Raw genomic sequence first — 18134 nt, 5'->3', positions numbered from 1 at the left:
TTCAGTTGGCTGTGAGGATTCCCATCTCGCACGCGCGCCAGATCACGTAGTCGACCGTGGCGACACGATCGCCAGACTGATCTGAGATGATCTTGCAAAGAGTGTGAGTGTCGGTGCCGGCCGCCTCGGCGGCGCGCACTAGATGTCTGTCTGGCTTAGCGCAGTCGACGCCGAAGTTCTTCGCCAGATGGTACTTGGTGATGGGTCCGATCCAAGGCAGTGTTCCGCACCATTCCAGTGCGGCCGCGTCCCCTTTGTGTGCTGCCGCACGGAACTCCGTGAAGTAGGCGGTGCGCCTTTCCCATATCTTATCCATCGCCGATCGCTTGCCCGGATGGCGAAAGGTCTCGCCGACGCAACCGTGCTCCTCGATGTGCGGCCGCAGGCGCTGCCAGATGCCTTGGCAGACCTTCCACTTCATGCCAGAATTTAGGATCACATAGATGCACTCAAGCGCGAAATCATCGGCGTCTGTTGGCGCCTTGACGTTCTGAGACCAGGATATGTCATCCCCAAACTCCAGCCTGACAAGGAGCCTCAGTTCATCATAATGTGACGGCCAGTCAGAGAGTGACGTCGGAAAGTTCAAAGGCCAATCTCCTCGAGGAAGGCGTCGATCCCGGCAGGCTTCTCAACCGGCCGAAAGAATGCGTCCACGTCTGCGTTGATCCTGTCCGAAGATCGCTGCACGATGTCGACCAACCGGTTCCATTGTTCGACCCGACCGTCGATCTGGATTCGGTTCGCGAGCTTGCTCAGCTTGCGGTCGCGCGCGAAGAACGTTTTGTGCCGACGCTGCAGTGATGCCGGCAGGAGACGAAAGCACGGGCGACAGATCACGGTATCAGCTTCCGGAAACCTCGCCTTCGGCGCGGTGCGTCGACATGCGGGATTGGTGCATGGGACCCGGCCGGCGATCATGCGCTCACCTGGGCGAGATCAGAGTTGCGGACACCGCGCGCGTAGCGATCGGCCTTGGCCGAGCGGTCATAGAGGATGACGTTCACCGTCGCTGCCAAATTAGAACATCCCCGCATCGGGATCATGATCCTCTGCGGGCACCAGTCGAGATGCCTGTGGCCAAGCGTCCCATCCTCGGGCCCGAAGATATAGAAAGCCCGGGCTGGATGCTGAAATGAGGGGAGCGGAATCGCGTCCTCCACCAAGTCGACGGCGACAGGCACGCAGCCATGCGGGATCAATGACCGCAGCTCTCCGAAGAGCGTCGGCACATGCTTCCAGGCGTTCGGGGTGTCCAGCGGGCTGCCCATGAAGAACTTGCCGTGAGTTCGGTCGGACTCGATTGCGACCATCGCGGCGCCGTAGCAGTGCGCGGCGCGCATCACGCCGCCGACGTTCGCCGGTGACTTGGGACTGACGAGCCCTATTGCCGCAAAGCCGCGCATCACATCACCACCGTGATTTTCTCGGCGGCGCGGGTCAGACCGGTATAGAGCCAGCGGGCGCGGCTGTCGGCGAAGGCGCCGCCCTCATCGAACAGGCAGACGTTGTCCCACTGCGAGCCCTGCGCTTTGTGCACGGTCAAAGCATAGCCATAATCAAATTGCTGAGTGCCGCGCAGTTCCTGCCAGTTAACCTCCTTCAATCGACCGTCGAAGCATTCCTTGCGGGCTTTGACCTTGACTGGCGTTGTCATCTCGAAGTCGAGCGACGTGACATCCATAGCGACGCAATGGTCCTCGATATGGCCGGCTCTGCGCTTGCCGACATAGAGGACGTTCCACAGTCCGCCGTTGAACAGGCCCATGCCATGATCATTCTTCAGGCAGACGAGACGGTCACCCTTCTCCGGCAATGTCTGCTTTCTGCCGAGTATCTCTCGCATGCGCTGGTTGTACCCGGACCTGGTCTTGTTCGTGCCGACAAGAACTTGGTCGGCCTTCATGACGTGGTCTGGCACGAGATAGGAACGCTTGATGACTTCGCTTGCCCCATAGGCCCCATATTGGAGACGCCCGCCTTCGCGGACGATCGTGGCCATTTGGATGATCGGACTCTCGGCCGCCTGCCTGTGGATCTCAGTCAGCATGACGTCGGGGTCGCATTCGGTGAAGAAACCCGCTCCAGGCGAGACAGGCGGCAACTGTGCAGGATCGCCAAGGACAAGGACCGGGATGCCGAATGAAAGGATCTCTTGACCGATGTCCTGATCGACCATCGAGCACTCGTCGATGACTAGAAGGGCCACGCCCTCGAACTCGCCCTTGTGCTTGAGGATGAACTTGGTGGCGCCGGTGGTCTTGTTGACGTCGACGGCATAGATTGTTGAATGAATTGTGCTGGCGTTGAGGCAGCCGTTCTTCCGCATCATCATGGCGGCCTTGCCGGTGTAGGCGGCATAGAGCACGCGGCCTTTCAGCCCTTCGGCGAAGTGCCTTGCGAGCGTCGTCTTCCCGGTGCCGGCATAGCCGAACACACGGAACACCTGCTTTTCGTTCGCCTTATGCCAAGCGCTAACGGCGTCAATCGCGGCGGATTGCTGTGGCGAAAATTGCATCATGCTGCCACATCCCGCTCGAACAGGCCCATTTCGGCGAACCTGAAGTAGAGGGATTTCATTGTGACCATGTCGGTCCAGGCATCCCTCAGTCCTTCAACTGCCGGCTGGCCGAGAATGATCGAGCCGGCCTCGTCGAGTGACGGCCACTTATAGTCCCCTGAGCCGCCGCCCTCGAACTCGCTCGGCAGTTTGCAGAGTTGCTGGGCATAGGGCTTCTGCAGATCGATGAATTCGATCAGCGGGCGCCGCAGCCAGAGTCGATCGTAGGCGTCAGACTTCTTTCCACTCGCCAGGGCGAATCGCGCGAAAAGACTCGCGACGACCATGCGGTCCATTTCGCCAAATGTGACGACCTTAATGTGTGAGTCCAAGGGTGCCGTCTTCAGCATATCCGAAAGCGCTCCCAAAACCCGCGGCTCGGGTATGCCGACCTGCGAGCTGGCGCGCGCGGAAATGCCGTGGACCTTCTCGGCGTTCTCCTTGATCGTGCGGCCGTCGCTCTTCACCATGTGGGCGAAGTGGTTGGTGATCATGCCTGATCGGTTGGAGAGCGCCGCCGCGATCTCAGGGCACCAGGGTTGTGCCGAGTCGTCGATGGAAATGTCCTTCCGGTAGAGGCCTGACGTCTCCAGCTTCAGAAAGAGTATTTCGGGCGCCGAGAGGTTGCGGGGCTCAGTCATCGTAATCTCCGCCGTCGTCCCAATAGGTTCCGGCCTCTTTTTCGAGCTCGTCGTTTTCTCGTTTGATGCAGTCATCGCAGACCTCGTAGACGCGGCCTGCCATACCCTCCTCGTAGTCGCGCCTCGGCCGTAGGCGGGGCATATGCTGCTTGCACCAGTCGCAGACGCCGGAGTGATCAGCGTTCTTCATCTCCTCGCGGTAGGCATCGAGGCATTCCTGGCACATGTCGTTCATCTCGCTGCCGAAGCTATCGGTCTCGCCTTGGATGCGCGCGACGGCTGGCCGGTCGGGATGGTCGTCGCACATCGTTCCGTCCGGATAGTCATGTGACGCCCCAGGAAGCGTTGAGATTGGGCCGGTGACGTCAGCCATCAATTCCCTCCAGGAATCGAGACAGAGAAGCCGACAGCCTTGCCGTCGAATTCCTCGTCACTGAAAAGGAATGGAAAGACTGCCTCTGAGCCATCGATTGCGACTGTTGGATGAGATTGGTTCAAACCGGCAGGCCCGCGAAAGGAGACGGCGCGGTTACAGACATTGCAAGCTCCCTTCACCTCAAGATATTTGATGTTGGTGTCGCCAAAGTGCTGAAGGTTGAGGTGCCACTCGACGTTCTCGGCGCAGACGTGTTCGGCCATCATACGTCGCCCGTCAGCGTTGGCTGTGTCTTCCGCTGCTGAAGTGCGGCGATCACATCGTCGATCGTGTCGTTCGTGAGTATGAAGTCTTGGCTGCCATCCGAAGCCTCGGGTCGGCGCACAAGGACTGCGATCTTCGCGCCAGGCTTGAAGAATTTTAGGATGGCATCCATGTGATCAGCGACTTGCTCGCTTATGTTCTGAACGATCAGCGAAGGGTGATCAGCCATTGGTCGCTCCATAGGTTGAGAAGACAGCGAAGGCGTTCGCTATGGCTTGAGTGATCGTATCGCCGGTGAACACGCGCTCCTCAAATCCGGTCCAGTCCGCGCAGACGATGATCTTGGTGTTGGGTTGGCCGTTGAAATCCGGGTTGTCGCAAACCAGCGTAACCGAGTTTCCTTCTCCTTCACGGAAGCGTTCAAGCATGGCCCAGTTCCGACCGGCCTGCTGATAGCGATTATTCGCTTCGAGCAGATCCTGAACGCGCCGCTTGTTCCCCGCTTCCATGGCGGCGCCGACGGCCGCAATCATCATGCGGTACTCGTCGGCTCTTTCAGCCTTGAGCTCGGTCACATAGTCGTCCGAAACACGCTCGTCGATCACCTTCATGAACGCGAGCAGGCCGGGTTCGAGATATTCCTGTTCGGTCATGGTTTCACCTGGTCGATGTTCTGTTTAATGACGGAGAATGAGACGGCGACAACCCAGGGGTTGGTGTCCCAGCCGAAGCCGCGCGGCTCGTTGAGCCCATTCCAGAGGCTCTCATATGCCGAGGTGGCAGAAAGCGCGGTGCGTGGTTTGCTAGGATCGCTGTAGAGGTATTGGCCTGGGATCAGGAATTCGGACCCGATCGGCCGACAACCCTCAGCGATGGCGTCGGCCTCGCTGATCTCCTGCAGGCGCTGCACTCGCACCTGGGCGACGGTCAGCGTCAGCCGCGATGCCCACCGCGGCATGTGCATGCCTTGGCGGAACTTGCCGAAGGCCCAGAGAGGATTTCTGTTCTCGGGGTCGGCCTCATATGTGACCTTACTCGAGTCATCAGCCAATTGACGCGGCGCGAGACAATCGTTCGCGTGCAGAGTTCGCCACGCCTCGCGGACATAGAGCAGGTCACCAACGGCGAAGCGGGGCAGTTGAATAGGCCCGCCGCATTGCTGGTTAAACCCGCCGATTGGCCAAACTAGGCCATCCAGAATGGTCCTCACGACCTCGGCGTCCCAATCTGGCTGGGGATTGATCACGCGGCGGGTCTGGGTCTTTGCGCGGGCGAGCAGGGCTCTCACCATCGGCGCGCTGAAAAGCACTGGCCGATCCTTGCTCATCGTGATCTCCATGTTATCGGTTTCTGGTCTCGCGGAATGCGATGAAGCCCGCGCGCCATAGGGTGCTTCGGGGCACCGCTTTGCGTGGTGCCAAGGCAGATCAGTTCGACGCCGAGATTGAGGGCGCGCTCAATGGTCCAAAATGCCTTCTCGTTGCCATCATTGCCCCATGCAGCCAGCATCTTGCCGCCATTGTCGCGAGCGTAGAGAATTGCGGCGTGGAGATAGTGGCCGTTCCTGAGTCCGACGGGCTCCTCAGCTTTGAACATCACTGCGGGCGACGAGGACCGGAAGGCATACAGGTTGACGATCAGCAGGCCGCCATAGCCCCACAGCTTTGCAAAGTGGATCAGCGCCAGGATTGTCGGGTCGTTGGTGTGGTGGTCCGCTGTGCTCGGATTGAGCATGCACACGACCAAAAGCGGGAGCTTGTCGTCCCAAATACGGCGGAGCTCGTACCGATAAATGTTGTCCCAGCCGCCGAATACAGCCGTCATCTGCATGTCGAATAGACCAGGCTGCGGGTGCGCCGTCATGCCACGGCCCTCCAGTTCGGGAAGGGGATTTCCTGCACGCGCAGCCAGGAACAGTATCTCCACCCCTGAAATCCATTTATGGGTTCCGGGATCGTCACGGCGACCGCATCGCCTTGCCGGCAGATGCACCATTGGTCGACCGGGTGATAGGGCGGCGAGGCTTCGATCTCGGCAGCATCCAGATAGACGCCGCGGACGCCGTCGCCGCCGTGCTTGGCGTCGAAGCTCAAGCCACGGAGCGCGGTGACCGGCGCATAGCCGCGCAGCCGTCCATGGGCTACGACATAGAGGCGATCGCCTACGTTGATCGGCGGCCGCGCGCGGGAGATCATGTACCAGCCCCACTCCTGGCCTGACCATGCGGCGCCGGCCGGGTCGCCTTCAGCGATCCACTCGTGCCAGAAGGTCTTGGGGCAGGTTACGACCAGGTCAGCCATCGACCCCCGCAACCTTGAGCTTGTCGCGCAGCGCTTGGACCTCGTATCCGAGCGCCAAGACAATGTTGGGGATGGATTGACCGGCGGGATATGCGGGCCAGTCCTCGCCATGCCGGAGCAGACGGCAGGAGCCGTCCTGTTTCTGGATGATTGTGTACCTGCCGTCAGAGACGCTGACGTTGAGGCGATCGGCGCTCATTTCAGCCACGTCCATTCTCCCACGCTTCGATGCACACCGGCGCAATGGTCTTTGCCAGATCCCTCATGGCGTCGGCGTAGACCCTGATCTCGTACTGCGCATGGGGATCACAGCGCAGGTCAAGGAAGCCGAACAGATTGCGTAGGTCGATTTTCGCGAACATGTGGCTGTAGGTATTGACCGGCAGAACGGAGCGCGCCAGTTCGCGAGGCCACCCTTTGCCGAGTAATTCACGGTACAGGGCAAAAGCCTGTTCGCAATGCTGGCGCAACATTGACGCCTCGACGCGCCGATCGACCAAAGCCTTGCCGTCCGCCTCATCAATATCGCGCGCCTGCTTGCTCGATGTGGATTGCACGCCGACCTGCGCGGGATCCGGCACGTAGAATTCCTCCGGCAGTTCACGGTAGCGCGCCGACAGTTCATTGAACGACCAAGTCCGGTGACGATGCCACTGCCGGAAGACGAAGATCGGCGCCTTGACCTCGAACTGGAATTCGACCGCCTCAAATGGCGAGGTGTGTTTGTGCTTCCAGAGATAGCGCAGTAGGCGAGTGTCGCTGCCCTCGCTGTCGCCGGCCCGCCATGCGGCGTCATATGAGACGCGCGCCGCGCGCACTACTGACAAGTCGCTGCCCATGTGATCGACCAGGCGAACGAATCCGTGGTCGAGGACGTCGATTTTATCCATTTCTTTTCTCCGGCAGCCGATCGAATGCTTTCTGGATCCAGTGCGCTGCCTTCAGCAGATCCCGGTGCTCTTCGCCTTGGCGCTGTGACGTCCCGAAGCGCGCCAGGTATCGCTTGGCCTGCTCGATGCAGTCGCGGGCGTCGTAGAACTTGGCCGGCTCGTCGTCGTTCAGGTCGTCGCCGTACTGCGGGATGACGTAGTCGCGGATATGCGCCGCTACTTTTGCTGCGAAGACAGTCCACTTTGATTCTTGTTTGCTCGCCATTGTCAGCCTGCCTTCTTCTTACCTTCGAGTTCTGGAAACAGGGCATGGAGTCGATGATGGCACTTCGGGCAAAGCCAAACGACTTCCAGCGGTTTGGTGTAATCCCTGTGATGAGCGTGTACCTCATCGTCTCCGCAAAATTCGCATGGCTGCTTGAAGAGCCTGCCGTCGCGCACCGCATTGCTAACGGCGGTCTGCGCCCTATAGGCAATAGGATTCTCTTCTCGCCACTCCACTGTTATTTTCCTCGCCCGCGCTTTCCGGTCTGGACGTTTGGCGCGTTGGCGATCGTATTCCTGCACCGCCCGGTTTGTTCTTGCTCGCTCCCGCACACGTCTCTTAACGCACTCTTTGCAGGTTCGCTGTTTGTCGTAGAAATCATCGACGCTCTTATTCTCGGAACAGTTCTTGCAAATCATTAGAAGGGCACTTCATCATCCAGGCCGCCACCACCAAAGCCGCCGCCGCTGGATCCGCCGCCGCCGCCGGACGAGCCGCTGCCCCGCGAAGATCCGCGATCATCCGACGACCTCGACCGGCTGCTGTCGCGGTCATCACCGCGGCCGCCGCCACTCTGCCGATCGCCATCGCCCCCGCCTGAGAGCATGATCATCTGCCCGCCGAAGTTCTGGATGACGACTTCGGTCGAATAGCGGTCATTGCCGTTCTGATCTTGCCACTTGCGCGTCTGGAGCGCGCCCTCGACATAGACCTTCATGCCCTTCTTCAGATACTGCTCGGCCACCTTGGCAATCCCGCCGAAGATCACGACGTTGTGCCACTCCGTCTTTTCTTTCTTCTCGCCGGATTGTTTGTCACGCCATGACTCGGTCGTGGCGATCCGCATATTGGCGATCGGGTCGCCGGAGTTGTTCTTCCGGATGTCCAGATCGGCACCCAAGTGACCAATCAACTGGACCTTGTTCAGACTGCCGGCCATCAGAATCCTGCTTTCTTGTTGAGCGCGGCATTGACTTCGTCGGCCGTCGCGTTTCGATCCTCTGTGACGTAGGCGTCCACGATGGTCGTGCACTTGCCGCACAGACACTGCTCACCCTGGACAGATGACAGGCCGCCTTCGCGCGGCGTGCCAGCGCGGACAGTCTCGATCGCGATGTCGTGCAGAGACGTGCCCTTGTTGAGCACTTCTGCCGGATCGAGGTCGAATGTCATGGCGCCAACGCAGCCGTCGCAGCGAAAGTGGGCTCTGATTGACGACAGAGTCATTTCACAGCCCATCCGAGTTCCGCAGCGGTGTTGCGGAGGATCTGTGCCAGCGACGGCTCGATCTTGTACTTCTCATAGGAGAGGTTCATCGGCTCTCCGGCGTCTCTGTCCAGGTTGGCGGCTCGCCAGTCACAGAACATCTCTGTCAGACTCAAAAGGCTCATGCCGGCGATCCCCTCGTCGCCGTAGTGCTCGATGTGATGATCGTTGTTCGCGTAGTGGTGGACGAGCATCTCGCTCAGCATTGCCGTGCGCCTGCGCGCTTCGTCGGTCCCGTGCGGCGCCGGACCGTCGGCTTCAATGATGGCTTTCAGCGCGTCCAGCGGTCCTTTTTCGACCGGCGTGAACTTCGATGCGTCATGCACCGAAGCCCGCCAGTACATCCGCCTGCAAAAGTCGCCAATTGATGACGCGACCTTTTCGATGTGGAAGCGTGTCGCTTGCGTAGAGTCGGCCATTGCTACACCCTCATTGGCATAAGGACATACAGCGCAGCTGGGTCCTTGTCGGTTGTGATGACTGTCGGGCTGCCGGCGTCCGTTAGGCTGATGCGCACCTCGCCGGCGCCAATGACGCTGCATATGTCACTGAGGTATTTGGCGTTAAAACCGATCTCGAGCTTGGCGCCGGAGTAGCCAATGTCGATATCCTCCTCCGCCGAACCGCTGTCCGGATTGTTGACGGCAAGGCTCAGCCTGGTCTCCTCGAAGGTGAGTTTGACCGCGCGACCGCGCTCGGAAGAAATGGTGGTGACGCGGTCTGCGGAAGCCGACAGCACCTTGGACTCGACAGTGGCGATCTGGTTGGTCAAAGCCGGGATGACGCGCCTGTAGTCAGGGAATGTGCCGTCAATCAATTTCGAGGTCAGCACCGTCGTGCCAGCAGTGATGCGTATCTTGTTCTCGCTCACTTCGATCTTCACCGGCTCGGCGCCGGCGCTCTTGGCAAGCGTAATGATCTCGCCGACGGTCTTGCGTGGAACAATGATGGGCGGGAAGTTCTCGACGTCACCATCCGGCGCGCGGAAGGACTTTGCAAGCCGGTGGCCGTCGGTGGCTACGAAGGTGATGGCGCCGGGGTGTTCGCCGTCATGATTCCAATGGACGCCGTTGAGGTAATATCTCGTCTCCTCGGTCGAAATAGCGAACTGGACCTTGGACAGAGCCTCAAGAAGGACATCGCCGGCGAACTCAATCGTGTGCGTATAGTTGCCATTCGACATCACAGGGTAGTCGGTCTCAGGCAACGTCTGCAGCCGGAACTTCGATCGTCCCGCCCCGACGCTGGCAACCTGGCCATCCTTATCGCTTTCGAACGTGACTTCGCCGGCTGCCATTTTGCGGAGGATGTCACTCAGAAGCGCGGCTGGAACGGTGGTGGAGCCGGATGCGGCGACTTGCGCAGCAATCGACATGGTCATTTCCATATCGAGGTCCGTCGCTCGGAGACTGATAGAGTCCTTTTCTGCGGATATCACAGCGTTCGACAGGATGGGAATGTTATTGCGCCTCTCGGAGATCTTCTGGAGAGACGCCATCGCCACGGCGAAGGTCTTTGCATCAGCGGTGAACTTCATAGCGGAAGGCTTTCCTGGTTCTCGTAAGCCGACAGCGGCGGCAGTTCCTGCGCCGGCGGCGTTTCTGGCAAGCTGTTGGTGCGAAACTGCCGGTTGAGGTCGACGCGCTCATTCTCAAGCCGCTGATCAATCTCTCGGCGCTCCATCTCGCGCCTGACCGTAAAGACGACGTCTTCACCAAAGTCCTTTTTCAGAATCCAGGTCAGCATTGACCACTCGACATCCTTCCAAGGTGTCCCCTTGCCGCCGTTGTAATAGGTATCGCCAATCTTGCAGGTTGGAACCGCCGCCGGATTGTTGGTGAATTTCACCAACTGATCGATGGAATGACCAGCGTTCAGCATGTCCCGCACCGTGTGTGCGGTGACATAGGAGTCTGGCTGCGCCCGGTGTGGAGGCATGCACAGTTCGCGCACAATGCCTTCCGGCCGCAGGTAATACCGCAAGCCGTTGTTCTTGAACGTCGGCGATTCCGGATAAGGGTTGAGCGCGCACCGGTAAGTGTCGATCCACGGCGCCTTGCCGGTGATCTCTTCGCTCAACCACTTGCGCTCGAATTCAGCGCCATGGGCAGCGTAGGCGACCACGTCGGCATCGAAGACCAGCGGGTGGACCTCGCGCCACACTGGCGCGCCGACAACGTCGCAATCTATGATGTGGTGCACCGCCATTGTCTCGGCCGGGATAGGCTGCAGCGGATTGACCAAGAATCCTTTCCCCACGCGCACCTCCCACTGCGTCGGCTCGCCAAACAGATCGGTTCGGGTGGCGACGACGTCAGTGTAGCCGATCTCTACAATGCCGTTCGGCTCAGGATCTGAGAACAGCGTTTCCAGATCGACCACGCGCACACGCGCGATCGACTCGACGGGAGGGTTGGTCATCTCGGCGGGATTGAAGGTGTCGTGAGCGGTCATAGTTCCGATCCTGCGAATGAGGTGTCGATCTCGGTGTTGATCTCGTCGAGCAAGCCTTCGGCGTCGATCTCGCCCTTGGCGCGCTTCATCTGCTTATCGTAGATCGACTTGGCCAATGCGCGATCGAGACCCTTCGGCGCGCCACCGTTCTCCGGCCAGAACTGCGCCGAGGCCTTCTCGACGTTGCCGTCGGTCTGCATGCGAGCGAGGGCACTCGCGTACTTCTTGAATATCTCGGCGGAAAGGCGAGGGGAGGAGGTCTCAGCCTTTCCGCCGTCATCGCCGGCGCTCTTACCGTCGGAGCCCTGCGAGGAATTGGTGGAGCGGCTGTCATCCACGGTCGACGACTGTCCGCCCCGGCCGGCATCATTAGAGGCCGGCTTTGCTGAGGCCGCTTTCGCGGACGACGTGGTTTTAACCGTCGTTTCGCGCTGTACCTCAGTTTTCAGAATCTCTCCGGTTTTCTGATCGATCGTCTCCATGGCGACCTGACCTGAGTTGGTGATCTGCTTCACGTTGTCCGGGCTGAAGCCTTCGCTGGTCTTGGCACTGCCGAAGCGATCAGCGAGTGAAGGCGTCACGTCTCGAGCGAGTTGCGCCTGACGCTCCATGCCGATGGCCAGTATCTCGTCATCGCCGAGAACGCCAAGGATGGCCGAGGACTTATGGAGACGTGCCCATTCCCTGGCGCCGCGGTAGGCAAGCATCTTGTCGTAGGTTGATGGTCGCCACGGAGAGCCATCGCCCGTTGTCTTCCAATCCTTGACGGTGCCCTCGATGACCAGCGGCTTATCCGAGCCAGGTTTGAAACCGGTGATGATGATCTTTCTATTTTCGCCATCGCCAGACCATTCGTACTGGAGATCAATGCCGTAGCGAGACTCCAGAACGGAAGAGATTACCTTGCCTTCGAAGCCGAGGCGCCCATGCACAATCGCTGCACAGGCCAGGAGCGCCCATGGCGAAATGTTCCAGCGATCGGCCTGCTCTACGACGGCGAACACGTTCGCGACAACGGTTTCGTAAGGCAAGTCCTTCTTGTTGTTTTTCGGCCCCGTCGTCTTCAGCGATTCGGGAACTATCGTCGATCGCGCCATGCGCTCAGCAAGCGTCCAAAGATAGTCCAGACGCGCAGGATCGATCGCGGCCGATGGTCGGAACGTCTCCACGGGTTCATTGACGACGGCGAGATCATTCATGCGGCCAGTTCCTGTTCGATGAGCGCAAGGCGCCGCTCAGCCTGTGTTCTTGACCATTGCGTGCGCCGCACGAAACCACCGTCACCGGAAAGGTTCTTGGGGCCGGGCCAATAGCCAGTGTCGAGCGCCTTCTTGAAGATTCGCAGTGCCGCATGATTCTCGGCGGTGCCCGCGTCGATCTCCTTCGGGTCAACGGTGTCGATGCGCACGCAGTGTGGCCGCTTCTGCTCGACGTAGACGAGGTAGAAGTTTTCCATCTGTCGACGGAGAACGACGTTCATGGCTTCGTTCACCAGGGCGGCCTGTTGGTGATAGCCGCGTTCGCCTAGCGCTCTGGAAATTCCATCATCAGTGATGTCGGACACGCACTTAAGATCGGCGGCGTCAGCGTCATTCGGGACCGCATCGGGCCGACTTTTCAGCCAAATTCCTGTCTCTGGATCCTGCCAGAACAGCGAAAGCTCGACCATGCCGTTGAGGATGCCGCCCTGAACCGGAGGCTCCGCGGCCAGCGTTTTCGACATGCCTTTGATGTATTCGAGTTGCTCCGGCTTCAGGACCGTAAGCCCCTCAAGCGAACGCTCGGCAAGCCACTGTTTGCAGGTATTGTTGTTTCCGTTCCATGCGCGGCCGTCCGGCGCCTCGGTTGGTCGGACAATGAAGAATTTGGAGAAGTCGGATTCTCCTAAGAGCGCATGATGTGCAGCACGCCCAAGGATGGTGGCCTCGGTGTCTTGGAATTCCTGTCGATCGGGATTGAGCGGCGACTTGTCCCAATAATGGGCAAGGCTTTCATTGAAGATCGTGCGCAGCCCGCTTGAGCTTATTGACGGTCCCTCCGTGGGTTGGCCGTGGTAAATTTCCATCGGGACTCCAGTGTAAGCCCCGGGCTCAGTTATCAGCGTCCCGGGTACGTATTCGCGGATAAGGCCGTTCATTCGTCAGCACCCTTCTCGACAATGCGAATGAAGCCAAGCCCTGACGTCCGCCAGAAACGCTTGTATCGAAGGGAAAACCAGGCGCGGCCGATTTGAGCTTCCCATGCGGTCGCTCCCTTGAGGTAGACAAACGTCATTCTGCCGCCTCCAATGCCTGTTCCTGGCGGATTGAGCCGTCTTCGATAACAATCGCCGTCGGTCGCGTGCTATCCACAGTCTCGACGAAAACCTGGAGGTCGTGCTCTATCGCGAACTGCTCAAGCAGCGCCCACGACTTCTTGTCGAGAAGACTGCCGTCCTTGATGATGGCGACCTTGAGTTTCGGACTCATCGCAGCGGCGATCGCAACGGAAACCCTGATCTTTTCGGCTTGCGATGCCTGGTCCAGCGGTTGACCGTTGAACAGCACCATGTCCTCGCCGAATTCCAGCCCATCCACAGGCATCTTGGCCTTTCGAACGGCTTCCGCCTTTTCCTTCTTGCGGGCGTCCATAGCGGCCGTAAGGGCGACGCTTTCGGCTTCGGTAGCGTCGACTTTTTTGGTCAGGTCGGCGCGCTCGATCTTTCTGGTGACATGTGCGTTGATCGTCCGCGCAGCGTTGATCTTGGCAGTGATGTCGGATTGATCAATGGGCGCCGGCAGTTCGCCAGCCTTTGCTAGGCGCGCCTTCTGCTCTGATATCCAGCCTTCATCGGCCAGTATGCTCTCGTCGATGACGGCGATCTTCTGCTTCAGTTCTTCGATCTGAGTGCGCGCGCGGCCAACGTCTTCACCGCGTCGCTCGATATCTCTCTGGAGAGCCTGCCGGTTGGCCCTTCGCTTCTCAATGTCGGAGTTGTGATCGCCGGCGCGCTGCAGTTCCTCGATGAGGGCGGACTCATCGATCGGTTCATCAGGCGTGTCTGCCGGCACAAGGATGCCGCCGATGCGAGCTCGTAGATCCTTTGCCGACCGGTTGACGTCAGTTCTGGTTTCGAAATCCTCACGGTTCTTCTTGTCGATCGCATTGAAGTCAAAATCAGGAACGAATCTCTTCAGGATCTCGGCCTGTTCCTTCCCGTCCATGCGGGTGAACGCAAGCGGGTCGAACGTGAAGGCGCTTAGCCAACTCGTCATCATGTTCTGCGGAGACGGGAACCTGGCGCCGTCGGCGCTCTCTACAGTCAAGGACTCAGCAGGCTTGCCGTTCTTGTCGGTCCAGAATTTGCGGATGACACGGATGGTAGACGCGCCGACGCCATCGACGTGAATTTCGATGGTTGCCTCTTCCGCGCCGTCTCGGATTGGCTTCCATGCGATTTCTTTCTTCCCGCCCATGGTAGCGAGTGCGCTGAGCGTGCTTGTCTTACCGGCACCGTTCGCACCGGTGATTTCGTTTAGACCGCCCTTTGGGTCGAACTCGACATTCTCGACTCGCATGTAGTTGTTGATGCGCAGGTAGGAGATAGGCATAGGTTCAATCACTCCGGGGATGAGTTTGGCTCGACGCTGAGCAACGGCGGTGAAAATGGGTGCTCTGACTTGCAGATGTCATAGTTTTTCAGGACGACGCCGTTCTCTGCGCGTCCACGCCAGTGCGGCGAAACGAACGCCAGAAGAGGCGACTGCCTGCCCTTCTGCAGGAGGCGAAAGTGTCCGATAACGTGATGTAGAGGTCTGTCGGTTGGTGATCCGCCCTCATATCCTTCGACGCCTTCGGATGCTCCCTTTGGCCGGTGAAGAGTGTAATCGACTGTCTCGATAAGAGCCGGAAGGCTATCCTTCTTGCGCTCGGCGCGGTCGGCCGCGGAGGGCACTGTCGCCGACACTAGGCAGAGCCCTGGGATCGTAATTATTGCATTGACCGCCGCCAATACGCAGAGGCAGTTCTCGGCCATATATTTTCTGTCCTCGGCAGGAAGATCGGAGAGACAGGAATTGAACTCCCACTCGACCTTTTTCAGCCCCTCGCCGTTCAACTTGTATTCAAATGCCCAGATCGGAGTTCCGTCGTCCGGACTGCCGCCGGCCACCGCTATAACTGGCGGCGATACCGTGGCAAAAACGAAGGCGCAGAAGCCAAAATATTCGAAGGAGTACAGGTCCGCGATTGGCCTGAAGAGTTGGTGGGCCGCGCCCAATTGTTCTACAGTGATGGTGTCTGCCAAAGCCACGACGTCATCACCGACCCTGAAATGAACCATCCTTGGGCATGCATCAATATCAATCGGCGAACCTTTAAATTCCTCGCGAAGTTCTTTCGTGTGCCGTGAGTCTGGCCGATCGCGAAGGCAAAGAAGCTTGGCGAAGCGCATGGACGCATCCAGCCGTTCGTTCGGCGTCTCCCTCAGCAGATCAACGAAACTGTTAGCCATCTCGCGTCAGTTCCCTGTCCGGATGTCGGAATGACACATGACGATATCGCGGCCGCCGTCGGCCCGACTTGCGCCGGGCTGATCCTGGTTTGCTGGCGTTAGATGATTGGAGATGTCGAGATACCTGGCTCGCGCTGTGAGAATGAACTTGCGGTCGGTGTCGAACTTCTCGATTTCCTCGATCGCGGCGAGAACGCGCCGCTGCGCTTCGGTGGCCGGCGCCAAGGGCACCGTGCCGGATAGGACGCTCTTCGTCTGCCAGGGCGAATAGGGCTCGGTCATACCGGCCAGCCCATGATCTTGCCGTAGGCATGCACACCAAGGCTGAGCGCCAAGAAGGCGGGCACGATCTTATAGAAGATGACAGTTGTGCGGGTATAGGCGCTGACCATCGCGGCAATCATCGCCAATTCGACTGCCGCGGCGGCTTGGATGAGTACCTCGATCATGCCGCCTGCTCCACATATTCGATGCTGCCGGGATGGCAGGGGACCGCTTGGTCGGCGCCGTCGAAAAGCACATAGACGTGCGTTGCATCACTTCCGGGCTGGGCGACCACGACGCCATGCTTCTGTGTTTCGTCATGCATGACGCGCCGGCCGATCTGCTTGGGATAGGGTTGATTCAGTTCACGCATTTGCGACGCATCCTGTTTTGGTACTGCATGAGCACCTTGCGGGCCGCGGCATCCTTCAGTCTGGACGCAAGGCCCATGGCGATGCGAATATGGAAAAGGGCAGCGTAGCGATTGCCGTCAAAGTGATAACTGACGGCCTCCGCGGCGTGCGCCATCATGTCTTCTCGGGCGAGGCACTTGATCATGCTGTCACCGCGTTACCGGCGGCGACCGCTTCATTCACCTGGTCGCAGAAAGCGCCACAGGTGCAGAGCTCGCCGCATATCTCGTATTGTGCCACGCTCTTGCGGCGGTCCATCTCTTCGACATATTTTGCGGAGGAGATGACCTTGGCGTCGACCCACGCACGCAGCTGGCCGGCGGGATATTGGGCGAGGGGATTGTGGCTCACAGCTTCTCAGCTCCCGCAATCGCCGCTTTGATTCTATCGATCTCGATCTGCCAGTCGGCCTGCTCGCGCTTCATGTCGGCATAGTTGTCGATGAAACTGCTGTTGGCGTGACCCTGCTGGGCATCCGCCAACTGCCTGGTGAGATCAGCGAGCAATGGGGCCGGCGCGGAGTTCAAGCTCGGACCTCCTCGGCGGCAGCCAAGGCGGCCTGCCGGCGCGCATGATAGTCCTGGCTGTCCTTGCGTCTCTTGGCCTCACGGGCCCTAGTGTAAGCTTCGGCGTCAGGTGTGACGACACCGGCAGCATTCCCGTCCAGGTCAACACGGGTGGCACCGGTGACCATGGCCTTGGCGTATTTCGGTCCGGTGCAGTAATCGCCGATCGCGCGTTTCAGGATCTCACGCGGGATATCCTTCACCAGACGAAGGACGTCGACCGCGATGCCAACCTTCAGGGGTTTCTTGGTAGGCTCACCTTTGCGCATGAAGGCATCGGGAAATCGCTTCGCCAGATGTTCCCGAGCGGGAAGAATGTGTTCGCGCAGGGTGTAGCGTGGCTTCGGCATGGTAATTCCCCTTGTGCAAGGCGCCGGCGGGCGCAGTTCATCCTCGGCGAGGCCCGTGACCGTCGCCGCGCTTCTTCTTGTCGTATCGGGTATTCCAGCGATCAGATGCCTCATCGGAGTCATCTCCGATCGGTCCATCGGCGCCACAGTCGTTACAGTGACCGTGGAAGCCTCGGTGTCTGCCAACTCCGAAATTCTCGAGGGAAATATCGAGAGATTGACAGAACGGGCAGGAGTCTAACTCTTTCGCCAAATGACCCTCCTATTTGAGGTGGGCTGGCATTCGCGCCAGCCCGCAAAAATCAACGGTCGTGGGTGGTTGTCATTCGTCGAAAGGCGAGATTCAGATCTTCTTCACGAGGGCGCCTCCTGGGTCCAATCGAGGGCTTTCCATCAAGGAACGATGGTTGACAATATGCATATCCCATAATTTCCGTCAACAGGAAAAATGGAAAACACAGATTTTTCGATTGACGATATGCAGAACGCCGGCCATGTTCGGCCTACAAGATTCTAAAAAATGCAAAACATCGGCCGCTCCGCCCAGGCGAGAAGGCCAAAAGAAAAGCCCCAATGGGAGATCCCATGGGGCCAAAGACTGGATGATTAGGTTTCGCGGCCAAAATCCAGTGATTCGGTTTTAGCCGAACTCACTCGGCCATTCAAGCACGAAACGTGAACATGCCAGTTCCACTGCGGAGATTGTAGCCCGGTTCGGCTGCAGTGGGATGACGGAGCAAGGACGGGATGCAATCTAGCTCCAAGGGGTCTCTGGCGGCGAAAGCTGGTGGCTTGCCCTGATTGCCCGAGTACGGCTCGGAAAAAGAAGCCAAATGGCGAGACGCCTTACTGTCGTCGCCTGTGAAACAAGCGGTGGTCGGCTCGTTTGGGCAGAACTTCCCCTTTCACGCCAGGCGCACCGGCTGAGAAATCAGTCTGGGGGCTCTTGGTTGTGAACCTGCACGATGATCTCTCGAAAGGGCAGGATGGAAATGGAAGACAGTTACACAGAGGAAGAGTTTGAAAAGGCTAT

The 18134-nt window shown here is 59.1% G+C and carries 34 protein-coding genes; 1 reads left to right on the top strand and 33 read right to left on the bottom strand.

Going from position 1 to position 18134, the window contains the following annotated elements; all coding sequences use genetic code 11:
- Nucleotide 1 precedes the first annotated feature (1 nt).
- Genes NKJ09_RS23480 through NKJ09_RS23410 form a run of 15 tightly spaced genes read right to left on the bottom strand, consistent with a single transcriptional unit; the run spans nt 2 to nt 7296 of the window.
- Nucleotides 2-589, bottom strand: a complete 588-nt coding sequence (locus tag NKJ09_RS23480) for a hypothetical protein (protein ID WP_352763899.1) — start codon at nt 587-589, stop codon at nt 2-4.
- The gene (locus tag NKJ09_RS23475; RefSeq protein WP_352763897.1) at nt 586-921 is read right to left on the bottom strand and encodes a hypothetical protein; all 336 of its coding nucleotides are present in this window, start codon (nt 919-921) and stop codon (nt 586-588) included. Before NKJ09_RS23475 ends, NKJ09_RS23480 begins: the two co-directional genes overlap by 4 nt.
- Complete coding sequence (locus tag NKJ09_RS23470; protein ID WP_352763896.1) at nt 918-1406, bottom strand: TrmH family RNA methyltransferase; 489 nt, start codon at nt 1404-1406, stop codon at nt 918-920. Before NKJ09_RS23470 ends, NKJ09_RS23475 begins: the two co-directional genes overlap by 4 nt.
- On the bottom strand, nt 1406-2521 hold the full coding sequence (locus NKJ09_RS23465; protein WP_352763894.1) for an ATP-dependent DNA helicase: 1116 nt from the start codon (nt 2519-2521) through the stop codon (nt 1406-1408). The genes NKJ09_RS23470 and NKJ09_RS23465 overlap by 1 nt, the downstream gene beginning before the upstream one ends.
- Nucleotides 2518-3201, bottom strand: coding sequence for a hypothetical protein (locus NKJ09_RS23460; protein WP_352763892.1), 684 nt, complete (start codon nt 3199-3201; stop codon nt 2518-2520). Before NKJ09_RS23460 ends, NKJ09_RS23465 begins: the two co-directional genes overlap by 4 nt.
- Entirely contained in the window at nt 3194-3574 is a 381-nt protein-coding gene (locus NKJ09_RS23455; protein WP_352763890.1) for a hypothetical protein, read from the bottom strand. Before NKJ09_RS23455 ends, NKJ09_RS23460 begins: the two co-directional genes overlap by 8 nt.
- Nucleotides 3574-3840 carry a hypothetical protein gene (locus NKJ09_RS23450; RefSeq protein ID WP_352763888.1) on the bottom strand — a complete coding sequence of 89 codons (267 nt, stop codon included), beginning with the start codon at nt 3838-3840 and terminating at the stop codon, nt 3574-3576. The genes NKJ09_RS23455 and NKJ09_RS23450 overlap by 1 nt, the downstream gene beginning before the upstream one ends.
- Nucleotides 3840-4070 (bottom strand): hypothetical protein, encoded by a 231-nt coding sequence (locus NKJ09_RS23445; protein WP_352763885.1) that lies wholly within the window; start codon nt 4068-4070, stop codon nt 3840-3842. The genes NKJ09_RS23450 and NKJ09_RS23445 overlap by 1 nt, the downstream gene beginning before the upstream one ends.
- Nucleotides 4063-4494: a hypothetical protein gene (locus NKJ09_RS23440; protein ID WP_352763883.1), complete on the bottom strand. Its 432-nt coding sequence runs from the start codon at nt 4492-4494 to the stop codon at nt 4063-4065. The genes NKJ09_RS23445 and NKJ09_RS23440 overlap by 8 nt, the downstream gene beginning before the upstream one ends.
- Nucleotides 4491-5168: a hypothetical protein gene (locus NKJ09_RS23435; RefSeq protein WP_352763881.1), complete on the bottom strand. Its 678-nt coding sequence runs from the start codon at nt 5166-5168 to the stop codon at nt 4491-4493. The genes NKJ09_RS23440 and NKJ09_RS23435 overlap by 4 nt, the downstream gene beginning before the upstream one ends.
- Nucleotides 5165-5704, bottom strand: a complete 540-nt coding sequence (locus tag NKJ09_RS23430; protein WP_352763878.1) for a DUF1643 domain-containing protein — start codon at nt 5702-5704, stop codon at nt 5165-5167. Before NKJ09_RS23430 ends, NKJ09_RS23435 begins: the two co-directional genes overlap by 4 nt.
- On the bottom strand, nt 5701-6141 hold the full coding sequence (locus NKJ09_RS23425) for a hypothetical protein (protein ID WP_352763876.1): 441 nt from the start codon (nt 6139-6141) through the stop codon (nt 5701-5703). The genes NKJ09_RS23430 and NKJ09_RS23425 overlap by 4 nt, the downstream gene beginning before the upstream one ends.
- The gene (locus NKJ09_RS23420) at nt 6134-6349 is read right to left on the bottom strand and encodes a hypothetical protein (RefSeq protein ID WP_352763875.1); all 216 of its coding nucleotides are present in this window, start codon (nt 6347-6349) and stop codon (nt 6134-6136) included. Before NKJ09_RS23420 ends, NKJ09_RS23425 begins: the two co-directional genes overlap by 8 nt.
- Complete coding sequence (gene thyX / locus NKJ09_RS23415) at nt 6342-7031, bottom strand: FAD-dependent thymidylate synthase (protein ID WP_352763872.1); 690 nt, start codon at nt 7029-7031, stop codon at nt 6342-6344. Before thyX ends, NKJ09_RS23420 begins: the two co-directional genes overlap by 8 nt.
- A complete protein-coding gene (locus NKJ09_RS23410; protein ID WP_352763870.1) occupies nt 7024-7296 on the bottom strand; it encodes a hypothetical protein in 273 nt (90 codons plus the stop codon). Before NKJ09_RS23410 ends, thyX begins: the two co-directional genes overlap by 8 nt.
- Before the next feature lie 44 nt (nt 7297-7340).
- Between NKJ09_RS23410 and NKJ09_RS23405 the strand changes: the two genes are divergently transcribed.
- A complete protein-coding gene (locus tag NKJ09_RS23405) occupies nt 7341-7718 on the top strand; it encodes a hypothetical protein (RefSeq protein ID WP_352763868.1) in 378 nt (125 codons plus the stop codon).
- Here NKJ09_RS23405 and ssb read toward each other — a convergent pair.
- From ssb to NKJ09_RS23315, 18 genes are all read right to left on the bottom strand, one after another.
- The gene (gene ssb, locus NKJ09_RS23400) at nt 7715-8236 is read right to left on the bottom strand and encodes a single-stranded DNA-binding protein (protein WP_352763866.1); all 522 of its coding nucleotides are present in this window, start codon (nt 8234-8236) and stop codon (nt 7715-7717) included. The genes NKJ09_RS23405 and ssb overlap by 4 nt on opposite strands.
- Entirely contained in the window at nt 8236-8469 is a 234-nt protein-coding gene (locus tag NKJ09_RS23395; protein ID WP_352763864.1) for a hypothetical protein, read from the bottom strand. Before NKJ09_RS23395 ends, ssb begins: the two co-directional genes overlap by 1 nt.
- A 50-nt stretch (nt 8470-8519) precedes the next feature.
- Complete coding sequence (locus NKJ09_RS23390) at nt 8520-8981, bottom strand: DUF5662 family protein (protein WP_352763862.1); 462 nt, start codon at nt 8979-8981, stop codon at nt 8520-8522.
- 2 nt (nt 8982-8983) lie between these two features.
- Nucleotides 8984-10099 (bottom strand): DNA polymerase III subunit beta, encoded by a 1116-nt coding sequence (dnaN, locus tag NKJ09_RS23385; protein WP_352763859.1) that lies wholly within the window; start codon nt 10097-10099, stop codon nt 8984-8986.
- Nucleotides 10096-11016, bottom strand: coding sequence for a DNA polymerase III subunit epsilon (locus tag NKJ09_RS23380; protein WP_352763856.1), 921 nt, complete (start codon nt 11014-11016; stop codon nt 10096-10098). Before NKJ09_RS23380 ends, dnaN begins: the two co-directional genes overlap by 4 nt.
- Nucleotides 11013-12215 carry a hypothetical protein gene (locus NKJ09_RS23375; RefSeq protein WP_352763853.1) on the bottom strand — a complete coding sequence of 401 codons (1203 nt, stop codon included), beginning with the start codon at nt 12213-12215 and terminating at the stop codon, nt 11013-11015. The genes NKJ09_RS23380 and NKJ09_RS23375 overlap by 4 nt, the downstream gene beginning before the upstream one ends.
- The gene (locus tag NKJ09_RS23370) at nt 12212-13081 is read right to left on the bottom strand and encodes a PD-(D/E)XK nuclease-like domain-containing protein (RefSeq protein ID WP_352763850.1); all 870 of its coding nucleotides are present in this window, start codon (nt 13079-13081) and stop codon (nt 12212-12214) included. The genes NKJ09_RS23375 and NKJ09_RS23370 overlap by 4 nt, the downstream gene beginning before the upstream one ends.
- Before the next feature lie 68 nt (nt 13082-13149).
- Nucleotides 13150-13290 (bottom strand): hypothetical protein, encoded by a 141-nt coding sequence (locus tag NKJ09_RS23365; protein WP_352763848.1) that lies wholly within the window; start codon nt 13288-13290, stop codon nt 13150-13152.
- Complete coding sequence (locus NKJ09_RS23360; RefSeq protein ID WP_352763846.1) at nt 13287-14606, bottom strand: ATP-binding protein; 1320 nt, start codon at nt 14604-14606, stop codon at nt 13287-13289. The genes NKJ09_RS23365 and NKJ09_RS23360 overlap by 4 nt, the downstream gene beginning before the upstream one ends.
- Nucleotides 14607-14614: 8 nt before the next feature.
- Nucleotides 14615-15508 (bottom strand): hypothetical protein, encoded by an 894-nt coding sequence (locus NKJ09_RS23355; protein WP_352763844.1) that lies wholly within the window; start codon nt 15506-15508, stop codon nt 14615-14617.
- Between the two features lie 6 nt (nt 15509-15514).
- On the bottom strand, nt 15515-15790 hold the full coding sequence (locus NKJ09_RS23350) for a hypothetical protein (protein WP_352763842.1): 276 nt from the start codon (nt 15788-15790) through the stop codon (nt 15515-15517).
- Complete coding sequence (locus NKJ09_RS23345) at nt 15787-15957, bottom strand: hypothetical protein (RefSeq protein ID WP_352763840.1); 171 nt, start codon at nt 15955-15957, stop codon at nt 15787-15789. Before NKJ09_RS23345 ends, NKJ09_RS23350 begins: the two co-directional genes overlap by 4 nt.
- Nucleotides 15954-16145: a hypothetical protein gene (locus NKJ09_RS23340; RefSeq protein WP_352763837.1), complete on the bottom strand. Its 192-nt coding sequence runs from the start codon at nt 16143-16145 to the stop codon at nt 15954-15956. Before NKJ09_RS23340 ends, NKJ09_RS23345 begins: the two co-directional genes overlap by 4 nt.
- Nucleotides 16133-16330 carry a hypothetical protein gene (locus tag NKJ09_RS23335; protein ID WP_352763835.1) on the bottom strand — a complete coding sequence of 66 codons (198 nt, stop codon included), beginning with the start codon at nt 16328-16330 and terminating at the stop codon, nt 16133-16135. The genes NKJ09_RS23340 and NKJ09_RS23335 overlap by 13 nt, the downstream gene beginning before the upstream one ends.
- Entirely contained in the window at nt 16327-16536 is a 210-nt protein-coding gene (locus NKJ09_RS23330; RefSeq protein ID WP_352763833.1) for a hypothetical protein, read from the bottom strand. Before NKJ09_RS23330 ends, NKJ09_RS23335 begins: the two co-directional genes overlap by 4 nt.
- Nucleotides 16533-16712, bottom strand: coding sequence for a hypothetical protein (locus NKJ09_RS23325; protein ID WP_352763831.1), 180 nt, complete (start codon nt 16710-16712; stop codon nt 16533-16535). The genes NKJ09_RS23330 and NKJ09_RS23325 overlap by 4 nt, the downstream gene beginning before the upstream one ends.
- The gene (locus NKJ09_RS23320; protein WP_352763829.1) at nt 16709-17215 is read right to left on the bottom strand and encodes a ProQ/FinO family protein; all 507 of its coding nucleotides are present in this window, start codon (nt 17213-17215) and stop codon (nt 16709-16711) included. Before NKJ09_RS23320 ends, NKJ09_RS23325 begins: the two co-directional genes overlap by 4 nt.
- Nucleotides 17139-17354 (bottom strand): Lar family restriction alleviation protein, encoded by a 216-nt coding sequence (locus NKJ09_RS23315; protein WP_352763827.1) that lies wholly within the window; start codon nt 17352-17354, stop codon nt 17139-17141. Before NKJ09_RS23315 ends, NKJ09_RS23320 begins: the two co-directional genes overlap by 77 nt.
- Nucleotides 17355-18134 lie beyond the last annotated feature (780 nt).

Source organism: Mesorhizobium sp. M0189, from assembly GCF_040322135.1.
Taxonomy (GTDB): Bacteria; Pseudomonadota; Alphaproteobacteria; order Rhizobiales; family Rhizobiaceae; genus Mesorhizobium.
This window is presented reverse-complemented; position numbering and strand designations above follow the sequence as displayed.